Below are 22,655 nucleotides of genomic sequence, written 5' to 3'. Positions count from 1 at the left end.
AACTCAACATGAAAAAAACAATTACAACGCTGGTGGCGGCAGGTGCTGTTACTAGCGCAGCAGTGCTAGGTGCTGCTTACTTCGGTCTCGTGAACGTTGGTGCGGACGACCCACACTTCCCCGCTGTGCATGCGTTTTTGGCCATGGCGCGGGATCGCTCGATTGAAGTCCGAGCAAGCGACATTGAGGTGCCAAACCTTAAAGATCCTGCTCTCATCCAAGCAGGGGCAGGCAACTACAACGCCATGTGTATCGGTTGCCACCTCGCGCCAGGGGTGGAGAAAACTGAACTCAGCCAAGCCCTATACCCATCCCCACCAAACCTCACCGAGATAGGTGTAAGCGGTGACCCTGCTGCTGCGTTTTGGACCATCAAGCACGGTATCAAAGCGACAGGCATGCCAGCCTGGGGTAAGAGCATGGACGACCAGTACATCTGGGGAATCGTCGCGTTCCTGGACCAGCTACCGCAACTCAATGCTGAGCAGTACCAGATGATGGTCGCTTCCAGTGGTGGTCACCAACATGGCGGTGGCGAAAGCGATATGCATAACCATGAAGGCCAACACGGTGGTGCGAAATCAGGTCATGGAAATCATGATGATTCCGCAGCAAACGGCGTGGCTGAGGAAAGTCATGATCATGGCAGTTCGCATTCGGAGTCTTCATCAGTAGCGGAGCACCACGGTGAACACGAGTCCGGCGAGGCGCACTCGGACCACCACACAGGTTCTACTCCCAAAACCCATGTGCACAAAGACGGGAAGGAGCACACTCATGACAAGTAAGCGCCGCTTCCTCGGTTTAAGTACCGCAGCGTCACTTCTAATCGCCTCAGCCGCCTTTGCTGCGGAGCCCCTGACTATCGATGTGCACCGGGACGCTAATTGCGGTTGCTGTAAGAAATGGATAGCGCACTTGGAGGCAAACGGCTTCAAGGTCGTCGACCACGTTGAAACGGACATGAGGGCGGTGAAGCAAGAGCTAGGAGTAGCTCCGAGGCTGGCTTCGTGTCACACCGCGGTTATCGATGGCAAGTTTGTGGAAGGTCACGTCCCCGCAGCCCAGGTGCAGGAGCTCATAAAGCGCAACGACCTGGCAGGCGTCGCGGTACCTGGCATGCCCGCTGGCTCACCAGGTATGGAGGTTGATGGCATGAAACACGCCTATCAAGTCATCGGCCTCACCAAGAGTGGGGACGATCAAGTAGTTGCCAGTTATCCTGACACGTAATGCAAGATGCCCCGGGGGAAGGGCTTCTGCCGGCCAGCCGACCAGCTGCAGCGCTGGTCGTGGTCAGCTTACTCCAAGACTTACCCTGTCCCTTCGGTCAGTTTTGACCTCTACAGTTAATTCCAGCAGAGCGATATTCGAGGATTTTCAACTCACCTGTTGAGTCCTCGTAATTCATCTGTGTCGGCATCACGTCGCAGCTACCTTTGAGCGAAGTCATACTGATAACTCTCGCCACATCCAGTTTCATTCCGTAGCGATAATGGATCACTTCAGGTGGTTTTTTTCCATTGGCAGCGGCGTAGGCACGCATTGCTTGCTCATTTGCCTGAATCATCTTTCCGTGTAAGCGATCAGATCCTCCTTCAGCTAAAGCGGATGAGGAGGCGATTACGAGCATGAGGGCGGCAATGCTTTTAGCGGTGTTCATTTCTGTTACTCCATGAAGACATGAGTGAAGCTTACCGACTGGGAGCTGTCATCCACGTGATCCAGGAATTACATGTTTGTAAGCAGGCTATCGATAATGATGGCTCTGAATACACGTGAAAGCCGCGTCGTTTCAGGCTGCGACAGTTTTAATTCTCTAGCGAATCAGTCTGAACCGGCGTTTTGGGTGATTGCGACAGTTTTGCGTTTCCTCTCCAAATGGCTGCAGGCCGCGAAAGACGGGACCCTCTAGCGACAGTTTTAATTCTCTAAATCCACCACCCGCAGAAAATTTCGTCACGCCCCAGAATGGGAATTTGCATTCGGGGCGCACCACGATTCATCTCGTGCCAGAAGCCGCCTGCAGTGCAATCAATTGGCGAGCCAAGACTCGACTACCTCAGCGCCATACTCGTTTTTCCAGGCCTTAAGCGTACGCTGATTACCACCCTTGGTCTCAACAACCTCTCCGCTGTGTGGATTCTTGTAGACCTTCACTTCGCGTGGTTTCCGAGAGGTTTTTGGGGCCATATCAGTGGAAGCCACCGCTTGCGGATCGAGGATCAGCACCACTTGGCGCAGGCCGTAGCCATACTCGTTGAGCAAACTGCGCAGCTTCGTTTCAAATTCCATTTCCTGCTTCAGGGCAGAGTCATTTTTCAGCGCTTCCAGCTCCGCCAGTTGGGCTGCGAGCTGTTGTTCGAGCAGGCGGAATTCAGCGAGACGGGACATAAGATTCTCCAAAATGGGTTCGATGATTTTAGCAATCAAGAAAGAAAGCGTGCTAACTATCTTGATCCCACATGCCTGAATCGGCAATCACGAGGCTGAGCGATCGGTGTGGATAAAAACGTGATGGCTTCAGGATCGTCGATCTGGGCGGCTTCACTTGCGAGGTAATCGATCAGCTTTTTGCTTCTTACCCAAACGTACTGCCGGCAAGCCGCGTTTGGAATGGATGGCCCCGCAACGGGGCGAAACCTGGCCTCCCAAAGGTGCTTGAACGCCTCCCTGGTCGACTTCCCCAAATACACCGCAATCTCCGGTCCCAAGATATAGCCACGCCTGAATCTGTCGATGGCTTGAGGCTTAACCATCAATTGCGTACGCCGGCCTCGTTCGACAGCAGTGCTCCATAGCAGACCCAGTCGAACGAACGCGTATGCGCATTGTTCTTTGACGCCTAACAGCGCAGCAGCCTTGACTACCGACAGGCCGGGAAAGACCGGACTCTTGTTCTCAGCTCGGGCTTGTTGCCACGCTGCAAAATCTTGCGGCTTGAGTAACCACGCCCCTACCGCAACCGAGCCATTCTCAGCTGGGCCGTAAGCGCGAAGTTCACCTGCACGTATTGCCTGAACCAACTCGACCAACCCACCCCCCTTGGGCAGAGAATGCTTGGCCAAGTAGTTGATCGACACCAGGCTCTGGTCAGAGCTGGTAGGCAGCTTCTCATCAATCAATTCGTTGATCGAGCGGCAGTCAATCAGCCACCTTTCGCCTGGGCGCGGTTCTCCACCAAAGAACTGGAGGGTACCACCAGCTAGCAGCTGCCTAACCCGATTGCGACAGAGGCTTAGCAAAGTCGAGGTTTCTTTCATATCAGCCACGCCCTGGAGATGCTGCGAGATTGCCTTCAAATGATCCAGGTCCACGACCGTAAAGACTCGATCTTCATGGACCTTCTCCCGATAGGCGATTTGTCCCTCCTGATGAAGGCGTTTTATGACTGATACCCCGAGACCACAAGCTTCAGCAGCAGAATCGAACGACACCCAACGATGTCTCTCAATCGTCTCCTCACTCAAATTGCGATTTCGCTTCGCTAACGGTGCTTCCCACGCATGCTGCAGAAATGATTCGAACTCTCGACGAAGAAAGTCAAAACAAGAGTCATCCAGATCACGGTGGATGTCGTGGTATATCGGGCCGAACGATCTGCTGAGCGTCCAATGTTCGTTATCGGAATGGACTGCCTTGAGGCCACTCAGCAGTTCTCTGAATGCGAGAGGCCAGTTCATGAGAACCACGCCCGCCGCGTTTGCCATAAGCCGCGATATCTCTAGCGAACCCGAATCAGCAACCTTCAGCGGCTGGGTTCTTTCCGTAGGCAAACTTCTGACAGCGAGACGCGATGACAACTCGTGAAACTGTTCGTAGGTGAGGGCCGCCAATCCCGCGTCAGCTGGCAACGAGTCGGCGTAAAACCTATCTTCAAAGCCAGAGGTGAGCCAGGCGGCCGTATCACTCGCCGGCGCGATCTCAAAATTGGTCCCACTCAATGAGGTGCCACACGCTTGGCAACTATTCGCACTCATTGCGCTTGGATCGGTTTCCTTCAGACAGTTGGGGCACCGCCCGTGGAGTTCAGTGCCGTGGACAGAACACGTCGTAACCAGGGTCAAGCCCCAGCTTTCTCTCCAATAACCGGCTTCGCCCAAACAGATCGGACAGTAACGAGCGTGATGAGTCGTCCATAACTTGACCCCCTTGGGCCTTGGATCACGAAACTCAGCAGATACCGCAGGCCAGCTCAGTGGTCCTTCCATCATCTGCAGCCAGTCCGCAACATCGGTCTCGTCGGCTCGTGCAAAGGCGGTGAGCAGTTCCTTTCTGGGTAATCCGTTGGCTTTCGCCAGGCGCTGCAGGTACCCCAAAAGACTTTCGTCTTGGTGTGGTCGTGGGTTGATTAAAAGACCAAACATTCCTACACATCCATGAAATCGAAGACATAAAAATCAGGGGAGTAGAGCCGGGCCGATAAGCCCGGCCCTTGGCCGTCAGGTACTGCTCTCTTCGAACGTCTCAAACGGCTCCCGCTTCCCGAACAGAGGCTGGAAATTGAAGCTCGCACTGAAGGGGTTTCGATCCTCGGTGGCGTAGCTCCAAACCTCGTCTTCAAAAGCCTGGGCCAGCACAGGAAGTTCAATCCCGACAAGGTCCTGGACTTGAACCAGCCAAACAGCCCTGTCCACAATCTTGATGAGGTAGTCGATCAATCCATAGGAAGCCAGGTAGAAGCGTTTAATCATCGCTGGCTCTACAAAACTGATGGTTTGAACAGGCAGTTCGCCCTCGATTGCCTGCAACAACATCACGAAATGAAGAGACGTATTAGCGGAGAAGGTGAAGCGATCGTATGCCACCGTGGCCGAAAACCTGCGTCGCAGTTGCTCGTTTGCTAGCAGGAGATTTTCGGTGCGCTTCAGCCCAATCAGAACAAACGCGATACTGGTTTCATTCATCAGACTCTTGATCCAGTCTGCTGCCTCATACGCACCATTACGACGATAATCGACCAGGTGCTGCGCCTCATCGAGGACCAACATCTCCACGCCAAGGTTCTTCAGCAGCAGGACTACTCGCGCAAATTTAACCTCTGCCGAATGTCCTCGTGCCTCTGCGAAGGGATCCTTCAGCTCTGCCAAAATGGCTGCTGCCAGGTTCTTTTTGGTTGGAGACGAAGGCATCTCGACGAACAGAACTGTCCGCTTCTGTGGGTCATGGCTCTCCAATTCCTCCAATGACCGAATGTACTCCTTGACCAATGTGCTCTTGCCCACTCCGCTTGGACCTTGGATCAGCAACCCTTTACTTGCTCTGGTACGCCGACTATCGCCGTGGATATCGCCTAGTCGCGTCAACGCTCGCTCGACTTGAGGGCTGTGAATAAAACGATCGCGGAGCGTAAAGCTGTATTCACCATGCTCGTAGCATTCGTACAGATTGATGGCGTTCATGGCTTAGAACTCCCAGCAGGGCGACGAACCGAGACCTTGAAGGCTGCTGGCGGAATGTTAGGAATAGAGTCACCGGTCCATTCCACTTCAGCGAGTACCTTGGGTGGAGGCGTGCTTTCGGTCACTCGACCCTCCTTGTCGATTTTCGCTATGGCAGCTGCGCGTCGTTTTCTGAGCGTCTGCGAACGGCGGGCCTCGTCTGCATCTTCCATAATTTCCTGGTAGCACCTGTGCGTAGCCTCGAAGCTAGGCTGCTCATTATATTTTTCTCGCAGCGCTTTCTCGGCAGCCTTCCACACCTCCCTGCTCTTACCGGCCATTCGCTCATCTTTGGCGGGCACTTTGAAGAACAAGTTTCTGAAGCGGTCGTGAACCCAAACGTGCCCGGCTTCGTCTCGATAGCGGACGTTTACCTTTTCTCCGTCTGCCAAACGCATACGGAGCTCAGCAAGTTCCGTAGAGTGGTAGCCCACTTTGGCAACCTCGATGCCGTAATGGTGAACCTTCACCGAGGCCCGCTTGGCCAGAATGCACTCCAACGAGTCCAGGTCGACGGGAAGGCTGATGACATGGTTCGCCTCGCTAGTCCCCCAGACTTGAGCCGGTGTTCTGTTGTCCAGCCCCCGATGAGGAGTCTGGTGGTAACCATCGACGATCCATTTCACTACCACCGCCTCCAATTGAGGGAGCGTGAAACATGCATTCTTCTCCGAGTCGTAATCGCCACGCTGCTGGATATTCGAGAAGGTGGTACCCGGGAGGTTGTGGATAAGCCCCAGGTTCTGTGTGCTGAAAAAGCGTTCGACGGCACCTTTCCTTTGAGGGGCCCTTGAAGCGGGATACATGATCTCGATACCCAACTCGTTGAATCCCATGATGAGATCGCCCGCGTGAAATTCCGCTGCGTTGTCTGGGACTATTCGAGCCGGCAGCCCACGTGCCCACCATTCATTTCTCACTTTCGGAAAGCGCTTCAGCAATTCGGCTTTTGGACGGATTGAGCGTTCGATCACACGAAGCACGGTTTCCGTATTTGGCGCCGACAGGTGGAGCAAATATCCCATCACCATTCGAGAGAAGCGGTCGAGGACGATCGTCAGATAGGGGCGCCCAATGCACAGCCCCGAGGTTTCATCCACAAGCTGGACGTCCAACAAGGTGTGATCAATTTCCCAACGTTCCAAAATCTCATGGACACGTAGGACACCCGCCGCAACACGGTGCTTCTTGTCTGCTGCGTGTTTTCCGAGCCTCTCCTTATCCACAAGGTACGGATCCAGCTTGGCGATGTACCTTCGGACAGTCATTCCGCTTGGGATCTTGAGCTGATCCGAAGGCAAACGACTTTTGTTCCTCTCTTTTATCTGATCCTCGAATTCTGAAACGACCACGCTGACCGCTGGAATCGTATCCTGCAGGTAGGTTTTATTAATCACCCCTTCAAGAATAACTTCGAGCTCTCCCTGTATCGCGGCAGCCCGACCCTTTTTGGCATGCTGAGGGATAAGCTTTACTACGTTCTGGCCAATGTATTTGGCTGCCCAACGTCGAATAGTGGAAACCGAGGGTGCGCACGCATCCCCAATCTTTTTGGCGATATCTCTAAGCTTCTTGATCATGTCTTCGTCACCCGGTAGCTTGTATTTACCGCGCTTAGTTAGGTCGTCCAGATACTTGCGTCGACGCAATGCCTCATCTCCATGTTTTTTGGGGAAGCATGAAATATCTGGAGGGACGTTCCGCACATACGGAACCCTCCCAAGGTATGGCTGATCAGCGGAGATCTCGATCTCGCGCTTCTCGTAGGCCTCATAGAACTCCTTCTCGGATAGCTTCGTGGGCTCACCAAGCTCATCGAAAAAGAGCAGCTTCCGGTCAATAAGCCTCTTCTCAAGCACCATCAGTACGCCACGAACGATGACGACCAATTTCACCCTAAGGGAAAAGGTTTGCATGACGGTGCCCCCCTTGCAGGAAGACCGGGGAGTCAGTGTCAATTGACCTATCAAGGTCAATGCCCACCACCCCAAGGCCTAACAAGCGCCAGGCTTTCCCCTCACCAACCACGTAGAGCAGATCTGCAACGGTCATAGGCGGCCATTCGTTGAAGGTCGCCATTACCTCCTCCAACGCCTGATGCGAAAGCTCTGGACCGCGCCGGTGATACATCAGCCTTCTAAGATTGGTAGCCAGGGGTTCAGCTTCAATTAACTTTTCAGTGATCACCGAAAAGTTACGGGCAGTGGCGTTGAAGTAGCGCTCAGCGGCATCCAGTCGCTGCCTGACGCTGGCAATCTTCAGTCGGTCGTGAGGCTTCACTTCAAACCACCACTCGCGCCCATCCGCGAGGAAAACCTGTACGTCTGGGTAATATTTGAAGTAGCCCTGGAGCGATGGAACACGTTCCTCACTGGGCTGCGGGACGTAGCCGATGACCGCAGGAGACAGCTCAAGAAGCCGAAAAAGAGCGCCTTCGAGCTGGGACTCCCAGGGCACAGGCTTTTTATTTTTGAGCGATGGGAAGTAGCCGCGGTAATGGTTGGACCGCCGCGTGACCACCTTTCGTACTGTCATGAAACACCTCCGAAAATCTCGAAACGAGCGCCGACGCTGCGCCAAAAAATCAAGGCGCAGGGCGGGCGAAGTGAGGCCTTTCGACAGGCAACACTGTGCCGTCGAGTAACCTCGCTAAGGTCGAAAAAATGGGAGAGGATTGACAGTCGCTTCGAAAAAGCAGACATTGCGGGTTCTGAGGACGCAAGTCTGCTTCGCTAAGCGCGGTCAGTCCTCTCGGGATTGATCGCGTTTTTCTACATTTTCAGGTCTCCTTTTCTCTCATTGGTCATGACTCTCATGACTGATCAGAATCTAAAGCAATCGGCTTGCTCTCTTTATTTCTAAACGGCCACTTCGTGATCGCTGGAGCAATTTGGATCAGGTCTGAAGCTCTCGCTTCAAACAGCTGATTTGGCTGAAAATCTTCAGTGCAAAGCGGAAAAGTTGGTCATAGATCTTATTCCAACATCCCTTCGAAATCTACAAAAAATCCAAAATGGCAACTTCCACCAAATTCCATTTCCATACTAAATTGTTCAAATTAATACTTAACACGTACGCTTAATTAATTATTAAGGTGTTCAAATATTAGTTTTAAAGTCCTCTCAATCTCTCTGCTGCTCAGATCCGCCCGCCGACCCTCTCAGCACTTCCAGCGCCCCATCAAATCACTTCCTCAAATCCCCCCATCTGCATCATTTTCCAATGAGCGGAGTAGGGCGCCCCGGCAGGAATTCCAGGCAAAAAAAAGCCCGCGAAGGCGGGCTTGATGGTGACCGACAGGGGCCATGGTTGAAGCCCGGCCGGTCATCTATTTGTGAAAGCGTGCAGCTTTTCTGTGAACCTACAGTATCAGAAGTCCAGGTTCGACACCGACAGCGCATTGCTTTCGATGAAGTCACGGCGTGGCTCCACCGCGTCGCCCATCAGGGTGTTGAAGATCTGGTCGGCGGCTATCGCGTCTTCGATGGTGACCTTGAGCATGCGGCGGACGGTTGGGTCCATGGTGGTTTCCCACAGCTGCTCCGGGTTCATCTCGCCCAGACCTTTGTATCGCTGAATGGTGTGGCGCTTGGTGCTTTCGTTCATCAGCCAGTCGAGCGCTTCCTTGAACTCGGTGATCGCCTTGCGACGTTCACCGCGTTGCACGTAAGCACCCTCGCCGAGCAGGGTAGACAGCTTGGCCCCTACGGTGACCACCGAACGGTAGTCGTTGCTGCCGAAGAAGTCGCGGTTGAAAGTAACGTAGCTGGCAAGACCGTGGGAAGTGACTTCTACTTCCGGCAGCCAGACATTGCGTTCCTTGTCTTCGCGCAGGCTGGCCTGATAGACCAGGCCCGACTTCTGGCTGCTGTTCAAACGCTCCTGGAACTTCACCAGCCACGCTTGCATCACGGCGTGATCGGCCAACTGTTCCAAGGTGATTTCCGGCAGGTAAATGAAGTGCTCGGTGATGTCTTCCGGGTACAGCCGCGACAGGCGCTTGAGGGTCTTCATCACCGCGCGGAATTCGTTCACCAGCGTTTCCAGTTGTACACCGGAAACGGCTGGCGCCGATTCGTCCAGATGCAAGCTGGCATCTTCAAGGGCCGATTGGGTCATGTATTCTTCCATGGCCTCGTCGTCCTTGATGTACTGCTCCTGCTTGCCTTTCTTGACCTTGTACAGCGGCGGCTGCGCAATATAGATGTAGCCGCGCTCGACCAGCTCCGGCAACTGACGGAAGAAGAAGGTCAGCAGCAGGGTACGGATGTGCGAACCGTCGACGTCAGCATCGGTCATGATGATGATGTTGTGATAACGCAGCTTGTCGATGTTGTACTCTTCGCGGCCGATACCACAGCCCAATGCGGTGATGAGCGTGCCGACTTCCTGGGACGAGATCATCTTGTCGAAGCGTGCTTTCTCGACGTTGAGGATCTTGCCCTTCAGCGGCAGGATCGCCTGGGTGCGACGGTTACGGCCTTGCTTGGCCGAACCGCCTGCGGAGTCACCCTCCACCAGGTACAGTTCGGAGAGGGCAGGGTCCTTCTCCTGGCAGTCCGCCAGTTTGCCCGGCAGGCCGGCGATATCCAGTGCGCCTTTACGGCGAGTCATTTCGCGGGCTTTACGCGCCGCCTCACGGGCACGGGCAGCGTCGATCATCTTGCCGACAACGGCCTTGGCTTCGTTCGGGTTTTCCAGCAGGAAGTCGGCGAAGTACTTGTTCATCTCTTGTTCCACGGCGGTTTTCACCTCCGAGGAGACCAGCTTGTCCTTGGTCTGCGAGCTGAACTTCGGATCCGGCACTTTCACCGAAATGATTGCGGTCAGGCCTTCACGGGCATCGTCACCGGTGGTGGCGACTTTGTTCTTCTTGGCCAGGCCTTCCTGCTCGATGTAGCTGTTCAGGCTACGGGTCAGCGAGGAGCGGAAGCCGACCAGGTGCGTACCGCCGTCACGCTGCGGAATGTTGTTGGTGAAACACAGCAGGTTTTCATTGAAGCTGTCGTTCCACTGCAGCGCAATCTCGACACCCACGCCATCGTCACGCTGGACGTTGAAGTGGAAGACCTGCGAGTTGACCGGGGTCTTGTTGGTGTTGAGGTATTCAACGAAGGCCTTCAAACCACCTTCATACTTGAAGAACTCTTCCTTGCCCGAGCGCTCATCCTTCAACAGGATGCCAACACCCGAGTTGAGGAACGACAGTTCGCGGATCCGCTTGGCCAGGATGTCCCAGCTGAAGTGGATGTTCTTGAAGGTTTCAGCCGACGGCTTGAAGTGGATGTGGGTACCGGTAGTTTCGCTGTCACCAACAACGGCCATCGGAGCCTGCGGAACCCCGTGAACGTAGGTCTGCTCCCAGATCTTGCCACTGCGGCGAACAGTCAGCACCAGCTTCTCGGACAGGGCGTTCACGACCGATACACCGACACCGTGAAGACCGCCGGATACCTTGTAAGAGTTGTCGTCGAACTTACCGCCGGCGTGCAGCACAGTCATGATGACCTCCGCTGCCGAAACGCCTTCTTCTTTGTGCACGTCAACCGGAATGCCGCGACCGTTGTCGCGCACACTGATGGATTCGTCCGTGTGGATGATCACCGTGATGTCATCGCAGTGACCGGCGAGGGCTTCGTCGATCGAGTTGTCGACCACTTCGAAGACCATGTGGTGCAGGCCGCTACCATCATCGGTGTCGCCAATGTACATGCCGGGACGCTTGCGTACGGCATCCAAACCTTTCAGCACCTTGATGCTGGAGGAGTCGTACGTTTGATTTTCGCTCATGCCTTCACTCCCGATGGTCGTGGGTCTGGGTGATACGGCCATGTTCCACGTGGAACAAGGCAACTGGCGTTTCCGTTTGCCAGCCTTCCCTCAGTAATTCGTGATCTACACAGGTGATAAACACCTGGCAGCGTAATTCTTCTAGCAAGCGGCACAGTGCGCGACGATGCTGGTCATCCAGCTCGGACGGCAGGTCGTCAACGAGATAAATACAGTGGCCGCGACGAGCCTGACTGACGAGATGGCCCTGTGCGATGCGCAGAGCGCACACCACCAGCTTTTGCTGACCACGCGACAGGATGTCGGCTGCATTATTGGCAGCCAGACGAAGACGCAGATCCGCACGCTGCGGGCCGGCCTGGGTATGGCCCATCTGCTGATCGCGAAGGACAGAGGAGGCGAGTACTTCTTGCAGTTCCCGGTCCTTGTCCCAGCCTCGGTAGTAGCTCAGGGTCAACCCGTCCAGCTCGACCAGTTCGCTCAGGGTTCGCTCGAAGACGGGCTTCAAGGCCTTGATGTAGTTGCGACGGTATTCATCTATTTCCGCGCTGGCCAGGCATAACTCTCTGTCCCAGGCGGCTTGCGAAGCAGGGTCAAGTGTACCATGCCGCAACCATGAGTTCCGCTGCCGCAGCGCCTTCTGCAAGCGCTGCCAGGCAGGCAGAAAACGAGGTTCCACGTGGAACACTCCCCAATCGAGAAACTGTCGGCGGATTTTCGGAGCACCTTCCAGCAACCGAAAACTGTCCGGGTTGATCAGTTGCAGCGGCAACAGTTCAGCCAGTTGAGCGGCGCTCCTGGCATTCTGCCCGTCAATGCGGATAGTGAATTCGCCCGCCCGCTCCCGTGAAACACCCAGGTTGCAGGTACCACCTTCAGCCAACTGCACTTCGCCAAATACCGTACAGGCGGGCTGTTCATACTGAATGACCGGGTTCAACCGGGTACTGCGAAATGACCGGGCAAGGCCAAGCAGGTGCACGGCTTCGAGCACACTGGTCTTGCCGCTGCCATTGGCGCCGTAGAGGATATTGATGCGGGGGGACGGTGAGAGGGTCACCGGGTGCAGATTGCGCACCGCGGTGACCATGATACGTCGAAGGGACATTTCGTCTGCTACGAGTTACAGACGCATCGGCATGACAACGTAGGAGGAATCGTCGTTGCCAGCTTCCTGCAGCAAAGCACTGCTGTTGGAGTCAGACAGAATCAGACGAACTTGCTCGGTAGTCATAACGCCCAGCACGTCAAGCAGGTAACTGACGTTGAAGCCGATCTCCAGCGAGCTACCTTCGTAGTCCACACCGATCTCTTCTTCTGCTTCTTCCTGCTCAGGGTTATTGGCCTGAATTTTCAATTGGCCGGCAGCCAGCTGCAGGCGAATGCCACGGTACTTCTCGTTGGAGAGAATCGCAGTACGGCTGAACGCTTCACGCAGCGCTTGACGGTCACCCACCACCAGCTTGTCACCCCCCTTCGGCAGTACGCGCTCATAGTCCGGGAACTTGCCGTCGACCAGTTTCGAAGTGAAGGTGAACTCACCGGTGGTCGCACGAATGTGATGCTGGCCGAGTACGATGCTGACCATGCCTTCCGGATCGGTGAGCAGGCGCGCCAGTTCAAGGATACCCTTGCGTGGAACGATGACCTGATGGCGATCATCCTGTTCGATCGGTGCGCTCATCGAGCACAGCGCCAGGCGGTGACCGTCGGTGGATACCGCACGCAGGGTGTTGCGCGACACTTCCAGCAGCATGCCATTGAGGTAGTAACGCACGTCCTGCTGGGCCATGGCGAAGCTCGTGCGCTCGATCAGACGGCGCAGTTTGCTTTGCTCCAGGTTACAGGTCAGCGAGCCCGGGCCTTCTTCAACCGTGGGGAAATCATTGGCAGGCAGAGTCGACAAGGTGAAGCGGCTACGGCCGGCTTTGACCAGCAGCTTCTGCTCGTCCACCTTGATGTCGATCAGTACATCGTTGGGCAGGCTCTTGCAGATGTCCATCAGCTTGCGCGCCGGGACAGTGATCTCGCCTGGCTCGGCCGGCTCTTCCAGTTGCACGCGGCCAACCAGTTCGACTTCCAGATCGGTACCGGTCAACGACAGCTGCTGGCCTTGCACGACCAGCAGGACGTTGGACAGCACCGGCAAGGTCTGGCGGCGCTCGACGACACCGGCGACCAGTTGCAGGGGTTTCAACAGGGCTTCGCGTTGAATGGTGAAATGCATGGTCTAGTCCCTTGCCTTCAATTAGCTGCGCTGGCGATCATCACGTCGTCAGCGTCCGCAGCAGGTTCTTGTAGTCCTCGCGGATGTCCGCGTCGGATTCCTTCAATTCATTGATCTTGCGGCAGGCGTGCAGCACCGTCGTGTGATCGCGACCGCCAAACATGTCGCCGATCTCCGGCAGACTGTGGTTGGTCAGCTCCTTCGACAGTGCCATGGCAACCTGACGGGGGCGCGCAACGGAGCGCGAGCGGCGTTTGGACAACAGATCGGCAATCTTGATCTTGTAGTACTCGGCCACGGTACGCTGGATGTTATCCACACTCACCAGCTTGTCCTGCAGCGCCAGCAAGTCTTTCAACGACTCGCGAATCAGCTCGATCGTGATGTCACGACCCATGAAGTGCGAGTGAGCGATCACCCGCTTCAGGGCGCCTTCAAGTTCACGCACGTTGGAGCGAATACGCTGAGCGATGAAGAACGCGGCATCATGCGGCAGCTCGACCTTGGCCTGGTCGGCCTTCTTCATCAAGATCGCCACACGTGTTTCCAGTTCAGGCGGCTCGACGGCAACCGTCAGGCCCCAACCGAAGCGCGACTTCAGGCGCTCTTCCAAACCTTCGATTTCCTTCGGGTAACGGTCGCTGGTGAGAATCACCTGCTGGCCACCCTCGAGCAACGCATTAAAGGTGTGGAAAAACTCTTCCTGGGAACGCTCTTTACGGGCGAAGAACTGGATATCGTCGATCAGCAGCGCATCGACCGAACGGTAAAAACGCTTGAATTCATTGATCGCGTTCAGCTGCAGCGCCTTGACCATATCCGCGACGAAGCGCTCGGAATGCAGGTACACGACCTTCGCATTCGGATTCTTCTTCAGCAGGTGGTTACCCACAGCGTGCATCAGGTGGGTCTTACCCAGGCCGACGCCGCCATAGAGGAACAGCGGATTGTAGCCATGCTTGGGATTGTCGGCGACCTGCCAGGCAGCAGCGCGGGCCAACTGGTTCGACTTACCTTCTACAAAGGTCTCGAAGGTGAACGTTCGATTCAGGTAACTGGTGTGCTTGAGCGCGCCTTCCACCTGAACAGTGCGCTGTTCGGTACGGCTGCCGGCCGCCGTTGCCGAAGGGCTGTCCCCCATGCCGTCGAAGCTGTCACTCGAAGCCGGTTCAACGACCTCGTTCGCTTGCACCGCCTCTGTTGCCGGGGCCTGCGCCGGTTCGGCAACAGTGGTAATCGCAGGCGCAGCGGCCTGTTGCGTCTGGCTTTGCGCAAGTGTGGCAGCCACTGCGGCGCTGACGGGTGCATTAGGTGCAGCACGTGGGGCAGAGCTGCGACGACTACCTATTAACAAGGAAAGGGCGGGCGCAATGCCATCGCCGTTTTCACCCAACAGTTCGAGCAGACGGCCGAGGTACTTTTCATTCACCCAGTCGAGCACGAAACGGTTCGGCGCATAGACGCGCAACTCGTCGCCTTCGGCTTCGACCTGTAGCGGACGGATCCAGGTGTTGAATTGCTGGGCAGGCAGTTCATCGCGCAGAAGCTCCACGCACTGCTGCCAAAGTTCCACTGACACGGATATCCCCTGAGTTGAAAGCCGGATGAGGCAAAAACAAACCGCCATTGTACCGGTCGAGCGATCAGTTATCCACATGTGGAAACATTCTGAGCCATGACAAAACAGCCATTTAGCGGCCAAAACGTCTCTCAGCGACTGTGAATAAGCTCTGTGGATAACCGGCCATGAGGGCTATGCACAACCCAGTGATGCAGTCTGTTGATAACTCTGCTGTGGATAACGACCTTTTCTATCCACAGCCTTTCAGCAGCTCCATCACAAGCGCAGCACCTGTTACCGACAAGGTTTCGGATTTCTGTAGGCCGCGTGATTACAGGGCTGTATTAGGTTATCCACAGAAGGTTATCCACTTAAGATCTATAAGTTCTTCAGAAAAGCTTTTTATATGTCTCTTCTTTTTTTCATTTTGTCGTCCGTCTACGTGACTGAGCAACCCTTCCTGGCCCAGCAGCAGTCAGGACGCCTTCTATAAGGAAAGACTGGTTGGAAATTGACCTATGGGCTTGCTTTCTCTAGAATCGCCGATCTCTTAAAAAGGGGGCCATTCCGGCCCGTAGTCGACAAACCAGGTAACAACGCCATGAAACGTACTTTCCAACCAAGCACCATCAAGCGCGCTCGCACCCACGGCTTCCGTGCCCGTATGGCTACCAAGAACGGCCGCGCTGTTCTGTCGCGTCGTCGTGCCAAAGGCCGTAAGCGTCTGGCCATTTGATTTTTCGGCACAGGTGGTGAGTCAGGACTTCAGTCGGGAAAAGCGTCTGCTTACACCCCGGCACTTCAAAGCGGTCTTCGACTCCCCAACCGGCAAGGTTCCAGGGAAAAACCTGCTGATCCTTGCTCGCGAGAACGGCCTGGATCATCCAAGGCTTGGCCTGGTGATCGGCAAGAAGAGCGTCAAGCTCGCCGTTCAACGCAACCGCCTCAAGCGCTTGATGCGCGATTCCTTCAGGCTCAATCAGCAATTGCTGGGTGGCCTGGATATAGTGATCGTCGCGCGCAAGGGATTGGGTGAGATAGAAAACCCGGAATTGCACCAACACTTTGGCAAGCTCTGGAAACGCCTGGCACGCAGCCGGCCAACTCCAGCGGCAAACGCCGATTCCGCAGGGGTAGACAGTCAAAATGCGTAAACTGGCCCTCGTTCCGATCCAGTTTTACCGTTACGCCATCAGTCCCCTGATGGCCAATCACTGTCGTTTCTACCCCAGTTGCTCCTGTTACGCTCTTGAAGCCATTGAAAACCATGGCCTCTTGCGTGGCGGGTGGCTAGCCGTTCGTCGCCTGGGGCGTTGTCATCCGTGGAACGACGGCGGTTTCGATCCCGTTCCCCCCGCTCCTTCCTCCCGAACTTCTTCGATAGCCGAGTAATCATGGATATTAAACGCACGATCCTGATCGTCGCCCTGGCAATCGTGTCCTACGTCATGGTCCTCAAGTGGAACGAGGACTACGGCCAGGCTGCCCTGCCGACTCAGAATACTGCTGCCAGCACTGCTGCCCCGGCCTTGCCCGACGGTGTGCCGGCCGGTACCGCCAGCGCCGATGTGCCGAGCGCCAATGCCGAATCCAGCCCTGCCGAACTGGCTCCAGCTGCAGTCAGCAAGGACCTGATCCGGATCAAGACCGATGTCCTGGACCTGGCTATCGATCCGGTCGGTGGTGACATCGTCCAGCTGAACCTGCCGAAATACCCACGCCGCCAGGACCATCCGGACATTCCGTTCCAGCTGTTCGACAACGGTGGCGAGCGCGTCTACCTGGCGCAAAGCGGCCTGACCGGCGCCAACGGTCCGGATGCCCGTTCGTCGGGTCGTCCGTTGTACGCTACCGAACAGAAGAGCTACCAGCTGGCTGATGGCCAGGACCAACTGGTCGTCGACCTCAAGTTCAGCGATAACGGCGTCAACTACATCAAGCGCTTCAGCTTCAAGCGCGGTGAGTACGACCTGAATGTCAGCTACCTGATCGACAACCAGAGCGGCCAAACCTGGAACGGCAACCTGTTTGCCCAGCTCAAGCGTGACGCCAGTTCCGACCCATCGTCGAGCACCGCCACCGGCACCGCCACCTACTTGGGCGCCGCCATGTGGACCGCTTCCGAGCCTTACAAAAAGGTCTCGATGAAGGACATCGACAAGGGTAGTTTGAAAGAAAATGTGTCCGGCGGCTGGGTCGCCTGGCTGCAGCACTACTTCGTGACCGCCTGGATCCCGGCCAAGTCGGACAACAATGTTGTCCAGACCCGCAAGGACAGCCAGGGCAACTACATCATCGGCTATACCGGCCCTGCGCTCAGCGTACCGGCTGGCGGCAAGGCTGAAACCAGCGCCATGCTGTATGCCGGCCCGAAGATTCAGTCGAAGCTGAAAGAATTGTCCCCAGGTCTGGAGCTAACCGTCGATTACGGCTTCCTGTGGTTCATTGCCCAGCCAATCTTCTGGCTGCTGCAACATATCCACAGCCTGCTGGGTAACTGGGGTTGGTCGATCATCGTACTGACCATGCTCATCAAGGGCTTGTTCTTCCCGCTCTCGGCTGCCAGCTATCGCTCGATGGCGCGCATGCGTGCCGTGGCGCCGAAGCTTGCCGCGCTGAAGGAACGCTTCGGTGACGATCGCCAGAAGATGTCCCAGGCGATGATGGAGCTGTACAAGAAAGAGAAGATCAACCCGCTGGGCGGCTGCCTGCCGATCCTGGTGCAGATGCCGGTGTTCCTGTCGCTGTACTGGGTACTGCTGGAAAGCGTCGAGATGCGCCAAGCCCCATGGATGCTGTGGATCACCGACCTTTCGATCAAGGATCCGTTCTTCATCCTGCCGATCATCATGGGCGCCACCATGTTCATCCAGCAGCGTCTGAACCCGACGCCACCGGATCCGATGCAGGCCAAGGTGATGAAAATGATGCCGATCATCTTCACCTTCTTCTTCCTGTGGTTCCCAGCTGGTCTGGTGCTGTACTGGGTTGTGAACAACTGCCTGTCGATCACTCAGCAGTGGTACATCACCCGCCGTATCGAAGCAGCCACCAAAAAAGCTGCTGCTTGACGGGCTACTGCGCTAGCCTGTGAATAAAAACGCCCCTTCGGGGGCGTTTTTGCTATCTGTCGTTTTGTCGTAGAGGCTTTCGAGCATGAACACTGTGCGTGAAACCATCGCTGCCATCGCCACCGCCCAAGGCCGCGGTGGCGTCGGTATCGTCAGGCTGTCCGGGCCATTGGCAAGCAAGGCTGGCCAGTTGATCACCGGCCGGACGCTGAAGCCACGCCATGCCCACTACGGGCCATTCCGCGATGAGGATGGCCTGGTGCTGGATGAAGGCATTGCGTTGTACTTCCCTGGGCCCAACTCGTTCACCGGCGAGGATGTACTTGAGTTGCAGGGACATGGCGGCCCGGTTGTCCTGGATATGCTGCTGCAGCGTTGTGTGCAAGTCGGTTGCCGTCTGGCGCGCCCAGGCGAGTTCAGCGAGCGGGCGTTCCTCAACGACAAGCTTGATCTGGCCCAGGCCGAAGCCATCGCCGACCTGATCGAGGCGAGCTCCAGCCAGGCTGCACGCAATGCCTTGCGCTCGCTGCAGGGCGAATTCTCCAAGCGTGTGCACAGCCTGACAGAGGCGCTGATTGCCCTGCGCATTTATGTCGAGGCCGCGATCGACTTCCCCGAAGAAGAGATCGACTTCCTCGCCGATGGCCATGTGTTGTCGATGCTTGATACCGTCCGCGGCGAGTTATCCACTGTACAGCGCGAGGCCGGGCAGGGCGCCTTGCTGCGTGACGGCATGACGGTGGTCATTGCCGGCCGGCCAAACGCCGGCAAGTCGAGCTTGCTGAACCAGCTGGCGGGGCGTGAGGCGGCCATCGTCACCGACATTGCCGGCACCACCCGGGATATTCTGCGGGAACATATCCACATAGACGGCATGCCCCTGCACGTCGTCGATACGGCCGGCCTGCGAGATACCGACGACCATGTGGAAAAGATCGGCGTGGAACGCGCGCTCAAGGCTATCGGCGAGGCCGACCGGGTACTTCTCGTAGTCGATTCCACCGCACCCGAGGCCAGTGACCCGTTCGCCTTGTGGCCCGAGTTTCTTGACCAGCGTCCAGATCCGGCGAAGGTCACGCTGATTCGCAACAAAGCGGACCTCAGCGGTGAGCGGGTAGGGTTGGAGTTGTGCGAAGACGGCCATGTAACCATCACCCTCAGCGCCAAAGGTGACATCCAGGGGCTGCAGTTGCTGCGCGACCACCTGAAGGCCTGCATGGGTTATGAACAGACCGCCGAGAGCGGTTTCAGCGCCCGTCGGCGCCACCTGGATGCCTTGCGCCAGGCCAGTTCGCACCTGGAGCATGGCCGCGCCCAACTGACCCTGGCTGGCGCGGGTGAATTGTTGGCAGAAGACTTGCGGCAGGCACAGCAGGCCCTGGGTGAAATTACCGGCGCGTTCAGTTCCGATGACCTGCTGGGGCGGATCTTCTCCAGTTTCTGCATCGGCAAATAGTCCACAACCAGGCAAATCCAAGGCCGCTCCGTTGGGAGCGGCTTTTTTTTGCCTGCGATTTATCCACTCGTCGGATCTTTAGCACCCACTCTGGCCCCTGTAGGAGCGGCTTTAGCCGCGAAGAGGCCAGTACAGTTCCACATAAAATCATCCACAGACACGATTTCATGTTCAGGAGCCCTGTGGAAAACCCACCTTCAGCCCTCTTGATAAGCAGGCTTTTTTGCTGAGGGCAAATCCGCCTGTGGGTAAACCATCATTTAATCCACAGGCTAAAGGACGTTATCCATAACCCTCATGGTGGGTAAGCCACAGGGTTCAATTTCGATGTAAACCTTACATTGAAAGGGCTACAGAACCTTATCCACAGGTGAGGCTGTGCATAAGAATAAACATAAAAACAAAGCTTTTATAAAATTTTCTTCTTTGATTTCTGTTGTCTGCCATTCATCCACAGACTGGTCAAAATTTGCTCAGACGGTTCCTTTGCAGGGGGTGAAGTCCCTATACTTGTCCGCTTACCTTCTCTATTCGCAAAAACAGGCACGAGGTGCGTGGTGGATTTCCCTTCCCGTTTTGAAGTGATCGTCATCGGCGGCGGCCATGCCGGTACCGAGGCTGCGCTTGCGTCAGCACGCATGGGGGTGAAAACCCTGCTGTTGACCCATAACGTGGAAACCCTCGGTCACATGAGCTGCAACCCGGCAATTGGTGGCATCGGCAAGAGCCATCTGGTCAAAGAGATCGATGCACTCGGCGGCGCCATGGCGCTGGCCACCGACAAGAGCGGCATCCAGTTCCGCATCCTGAACAACCGCAAGGGCCCGGCCGTACGCGCCACCCGCGCCCAGGCCGACCGCGCCATCTACAAGGCCGTGGTACGCGAAATCCTGGAAAACCAGCCGAACCTGTGGATATTCCAGCAGTCCTGCGACGACCTGATCGTCGAACAGGACCAGGTCAAAGGCGTGGTGACCCAGATGGGGCTGCGTTTCTTCGCTGAATCCGTGGTACTGACCACCGGTACTTTCCTCGGCGGGCTTATCCACATCGGCCTGCAGAATCATTCCGGCGGTCGTGCCGGTGATCCGCCGTCAATCGCCCTGGCTCACCGCATGCGCGAACTGCCGCTGCGCGTCGGCCGCCTGAAAACCGGTACCCCGCCACGTATCGATGGGCGCTCCGTGGATTTCTCGGTGATGACCGAACAGCCCGGTGACACCCCGATCCCGGTGATGTCGTTCATGGGCAACGCCGCCATGCACCCCCGCCAGGTGAGCTGCTGGATTACCCACACCAATGCCCGCACCCACGAGATCATCGCCTCGAACCTTGACCGTTCACCGATGTATTCCGGCGTGATCGAGGGTGTCGGCCCGCGCTATTGCCCATCGATCGAAGACAAGATCCACCGCTTCGCCGACAAGGAAAGCCATCAGGTATTCATCGAGCCGGAAGGCCTGACCACCCACGAGCTGTACCCCAACGGTATTTCCACTTCGCTGCCATTCGATGTGCAGCTGGAGCTGGTGCGCTCGATTCGTGGCATGGAAAACGCTCATATCGTCCGCCCGGGTTATGCCATCGAGTACGACTACTTCGACCCGCGTGACCTGAAGTACAGCCTCGAGACGAAAGTCATCGGCGGCCTGTTCTTTGCCGGCCAGATCAACGGCACCACCGGTTACGAAGAAGCCGGCGCCCAGGGCCTGCTGGCCGGTACCAACGCCGCGCTGCGTGCGCAAGGCCGCGAAAGCTGGTGCCCGCGCCGTGACGAGGCGTACATCGGCGTGCTGGTCGACGACCTGATTACCCTGGGTACCCAGGAGCCGTACCGCATGTTCACTTCGCGTGCCGAGTACCGGCTGATCCTGCGCGAAGACAACGCGGACCTGCGCCTGACCGAAAAAGGTCGCGAGCTCGGTCTGATCGATGACGAGCGTTGGGCTGCGTTCTGCGCCAAGCGTGACGGCATCGAGCGTGAAGAGCAGCGCCTGAAATCGACCTGGGTGCGTCCGAACACCGAGCAGGGGCAGGCCATTGTGGATAAGTTCGGCACGCCGCTGGCCCACGAGTACAGCCTGCTTAACCTGCTGGCGCGTCCTGAGATCGACTATGCCGGGCTGATCGAAGCGACCGGCGGTGCAGAAATCGATCCACAGGTCGCCGAGCAGGTCGAGATCAAGACCAAGTACGCCGGTTACATCGATCGCCAGCAGGACGAGATCGCCCGACTGCGAGCCAGCGAAGACACCCGACTGCCTGTGGATATCGACTACACCACGATTTCCGGGCTGTCGAAGGAGATCCAAGGCAAGCTTGGCCAGACCCGTCCAGAGACGCTGGGCCAGGCTTCGCGTATTCCAGGCGTTACCCCGGCGGCCATTTCACTGTTGTTGATTCATCTGAAAAAACGCGGCGCAGGCCGCGAATTGGAGCAAAGCGCTTGAGTTCCCTGGTCACCCCGCAACATGCCGAAGAGTTGTCCACAGGTGCGCGCCAGCTGGGCGTCGAACTGAGCGTCGAGCAGCATGAAAAGCTGCTGGGCTACCTGGCCCTGTTGATCAAATGGAACAAAGCCTACAACCTCACTGCCGTGCGTGACCCGGACGAGATGGTCTCCCGCCATCTGCTCGACAGCCTCAGCGTCATGACGTTTATCCACAGCGAGCGTGACAACTGGCTGGATGTCGGCAGCGGCGGTGGCATGCCCGGCATTCCTTTGGCTATCCTGCATCCGCACAAGCAGGTGACGGTGCTGGACGCCAATGGCAAGAAGACGCGCTTCCTGACCCAGGTGAAGATGGAGCTGAAGCTGGAAAACCTCAGGGTTATCCACAGCCGGGTCGAAGCCTTCCAGCCGTCGCAACCGTTCAGCGGCATCATCTCCCGCGCCTTCAGCAGCATGGAGAACTTCACCAACTGGACCCGCCATCTGGGCGACACCGGGACGCAATGGCTTGCAATGAAGGGGCTGCATCCTGCCGATGAACTGGTAGCATTGCCCGCAGACTTCACAGTGGAAAGCGAGCAGGCCCTGACCGTTCCAGGTTGCCAGGGCCAGCGCCATCTGCTGATACTGCGCCGCAAGGCTTGATTGGGAACACAC

The 22,655-nt window shown here is 56.6% G+C and carries 19 protein-coding genes; 9 read left to right on the top strand and 10 right to left on the bottom strand.

Going from position 1 to position 22,655, the window contains the following annotated elements; all coding sequences use genetic code 11:
* Positions 1–8 precede the first annotated feature (8 nt).
* Together L6D64_RS20235 and L6D64_RS20230 are read left to right on the top strand one after the other, a co-directional pair.
* Positions 9–788 carry a c-type cytochrome gene (locus L6D64_RS20235; RefSeq protein ID WP_011953081.1) on the top strand — a complete coding sequence of 260 codons (780 nt, stop codon included), beginning with the start codon at positions 9–11 and terminating at the stop codon, positions 786–788.
* On the top strand, positions 778–1,233 hold the full coding sequence (locus tag L6D64_RS20230) for a DUF411 domain-containing protein (RefSeq protein WP_011953080.1): 456 nt from the start codon (positions 778–780) through the stop codon (positions 1,231–1,233). The genes L6D64_RS20235 and L6D64_RS20230 overlap by 11 nt, the downstream gene beginning before the upstream one ends.
* A 97-nt stretch (positions 1,234–1,330) precedes the next feature.
* On the opposite strand, the gene L6D64_RS20225 is transcribed toward L6D64_RS20230, so the two are convergent.
* From L6D64_RS20225 to dnaA, 10 genes are all read right to left on the bottom strand, one after another.
* On the bottom strand, positions 1,331–1,663 hold the full coding sequence (locus L6D64_RS20225) for a DUF2790 domain-containing protein (RefSeq protein ID WP_011953079.1): 333 nt from the start codon (positions 1,661–1,663) through the stop codon (positions 1,331–1,333).
* Positions 1,664–2,034: 371 nt separating this feature from the next.
* Positions 2,035–2,394: a histone-like nucleoid-structuring protein, MvaT/MvaU family gene (locus L6D64_RS20220; RefSeq protein ID WP_010951431.1), complete on the bottom strand. Its 360-nt coding sequence runs from the start codon at positions 2,392–2,394 to the stop codon at positions 2,035–2,037.
* Positions 2,395–2,450: 56 nt separating this feature from the next.
* Positions 2,451–4,367, bottom strand: coding sequence for a TniQ family protein (locus tag L6D64_RS20215; protein ID WP_010951430.1), 1,917 nt, complete (start codon positions 4,365–4,367; stop codon positions 2,451–2,453).
* A gap of 75 nt (positions 4,368–4,442) precedes the next feature.
* Entirely contained in the window at positions 4,443–5,402 is a 960-nt protein-coding gene (locus L6D64_RS20210; protein WP_010951429.1) for a TniB family NTP-binding protein, read from the bottom strand.
* Positions 5,399–7,357, bottom strand: coding sequence for a DDE-type integrase/transposase/recombinase (locus L6D64_RS20205; protein WP_011953078.1), 1,959 nt, complete (start codon positions 7,355–7,357; stop codon positions 5,399–5,401). The genes L6D64_RS20210 and L6D64_RS20205 overlap by 4 nt, the downstream gene beginning before the upstream one ends.
* Complete coding sequence (locus L6D64_RS20200; RefSeq protein ID WP_011953077.1) at positions 7,338–7,976, bottom strand: TnsA endonuclease N-terminal domain-containing protein; 639 nt, start codon at positions 7,974–7,976, stop codon at positions 7,338–7,340. Before L6D64_RS20200 ends, L6D64_RS20205 begins: the two co-directional genes overlap by 20 nt.
* Positions 7,977–8,810: 834 nt before the next feature.
* Complete coding sequence (gene gyrB / locus L6D64_RS20195) at positions 8,811–11,231, bottom strand: DNA topoisomerase (ATP-hydrolyzing) subunit B (protein ID WP_176508569.1); 2,421 nt, start codon at positions 11,229–11,231, stop codon at positions 8,811–8,813.
* Positions 11,232–11,235: 4 nt separating this feature from the next.
* Complete coding sequence (recF, locus tag L6D64_RS20190; protein WP_176508568.1) at positions 11,236–12,339, bottom strand: DNA replication/repair protein RecF; 1,104 nt, start codon at positions 12,337–12,339, stop codon at positions 11,236–11,238.
* Between the two features lie 15 nt (positions 12,340–12,354).
* The gene (gene dnaN, locus L6D64_RS20185; protein ID WP_054884436.1) at positions 12,355–13,458 is read right to left on the bottom strand and encodes a DNA polymerase III subunit beta; all 1,104 of its coding nucleotides are present in this window, start codon (positions 13,456–13,458) and stop codon (positions 12,355–12,357) included.
* Positions 13,459–13,498: 40 nt separating this feature from the next.
* Positions 13,499–15,037: a chromosomal replication initiator protein DnaA gene (gene dnaA, locus L6D64_RS20180; protein WP_176508567.1), complete on the bottom strand. Its 1,539-nt coding sequence runs from the start codon at positions 15,035–15,037 to the stop codon at positions 13,499–13,501.
* 583 nt (positions 15,038–15,620) lie between these two features.
* Between dnaA and rpmH the strand changes: the two genes are divergently transcribed.
* The 7 genes from rpmH to rsmG all read left to right on the top strand — a co-directional run bounded on the left by rpmH (position 15,621) and on the right by rsmG (position 22,643).
* Complete coding sequence (gene rpmH, locus L6D64_RS20175) at positions 15,621–15,755, top strand: 50S ribosomal protein L34 (RefSeq protein ID WP_003253163.1); 135 nt, start codon at positions 15,621–15,623, stop codon at positions 15,753–15,755.
* Between the two features lie 13 nt (positions 15,756–15,768).
* Positions 15,769–16,173, top strand: coding sequence for a ribonuclease P protein component (rnpA, locus tag L6D64_RS20170; RefSeq protein WP_082433472.1), 405 nt, complete (start codon positions 15,769–15,771; stop codon positions 16,171–16,173).
* Positions 16,166–16,411: a membrane protein insertion efficiency factor YidD gene (gene yidD / locus L6D64_RS20165; protein ID WP_079230263.1), complete on the top strand. Its 246-nt coding sequence runs from the start codon at positions 16,166–16,168 to the stop codon at positions 16,409–16,411. The genes rnpA and yidD overlap by 8 nt, the downstream gene beginning before the upstream one ends.
* Positions 16,412–16,413: 2 nt before the next feature.
* Positions 16,414–18,090, top strand: coding sequence for a membrane protein insertase YidC (gene yidC, locus L6D64_RS20160; RefSeq protein ID WP_176508566.1), 1,677 nt, complete (start codon positions 16,414–16,416; stop codon positions 18,088–18,090).
* A gap of 85 nt (positions 18,091–18,175) precedes the next feature.
* Positions 18,176–19,546, top strand: coding sequence for a tRNA uridine-5-carboxymethylaminomethyl(34) synthesis GTPase MnmE (gene mnmE, locus L6D64_RS20155; RefSeq protein ID WP_176508565.1), 1,371 nt, complete (start codon positions 18,176–18,178; stop codon positions 19,544–19,546).
* Between the two features lie 557 nt (positions 19,547–20,103).
* Entirely contained in the window at positions 20,104–21,996 is a 1,893-nt protein-coding gene (mnmG, locus tag L6D64_RS20150) for a tRNA uridine-5-carboxymethylaminomethyl(34) synthesis enzyme MnmG (protein ID WP_176508564.1), read from the top strand.
* Complete coding sequence (gene rsmG, locus L6D64_RS20145) at positions 21,993–22,643, top strand: 16S rRNA (guanine(527)-N(7))-methyltransferase RsmG (RefSeq protein ID WP_176508563.1); 651 nt, start codon at positions 21,993–21,995, stop codon at positions 22,641–22,643. Before mnmG ends, rsmG begins: the two co-directional genes overlap by 4 nt.
* Positions 22,644–22,655: the final 12 nt, after the last annotated feature.

Origin of the sequence: Pseudomonas urethralis, assembly GCF_021602465.1 — a bacterium.
Taxonomy (GTDB): Bacteria; Pseudomonadota; Gammaproteobacteria; order Pseudomonadales; family Pseudomonadaceae; genus Aquipseudomonas; species Aquipseudomonas vlassakiae.
Note: the sequence above shows the minus strand (reverse complement) of the source record. Positions and strands in the feature narration are given on the sequence as shown.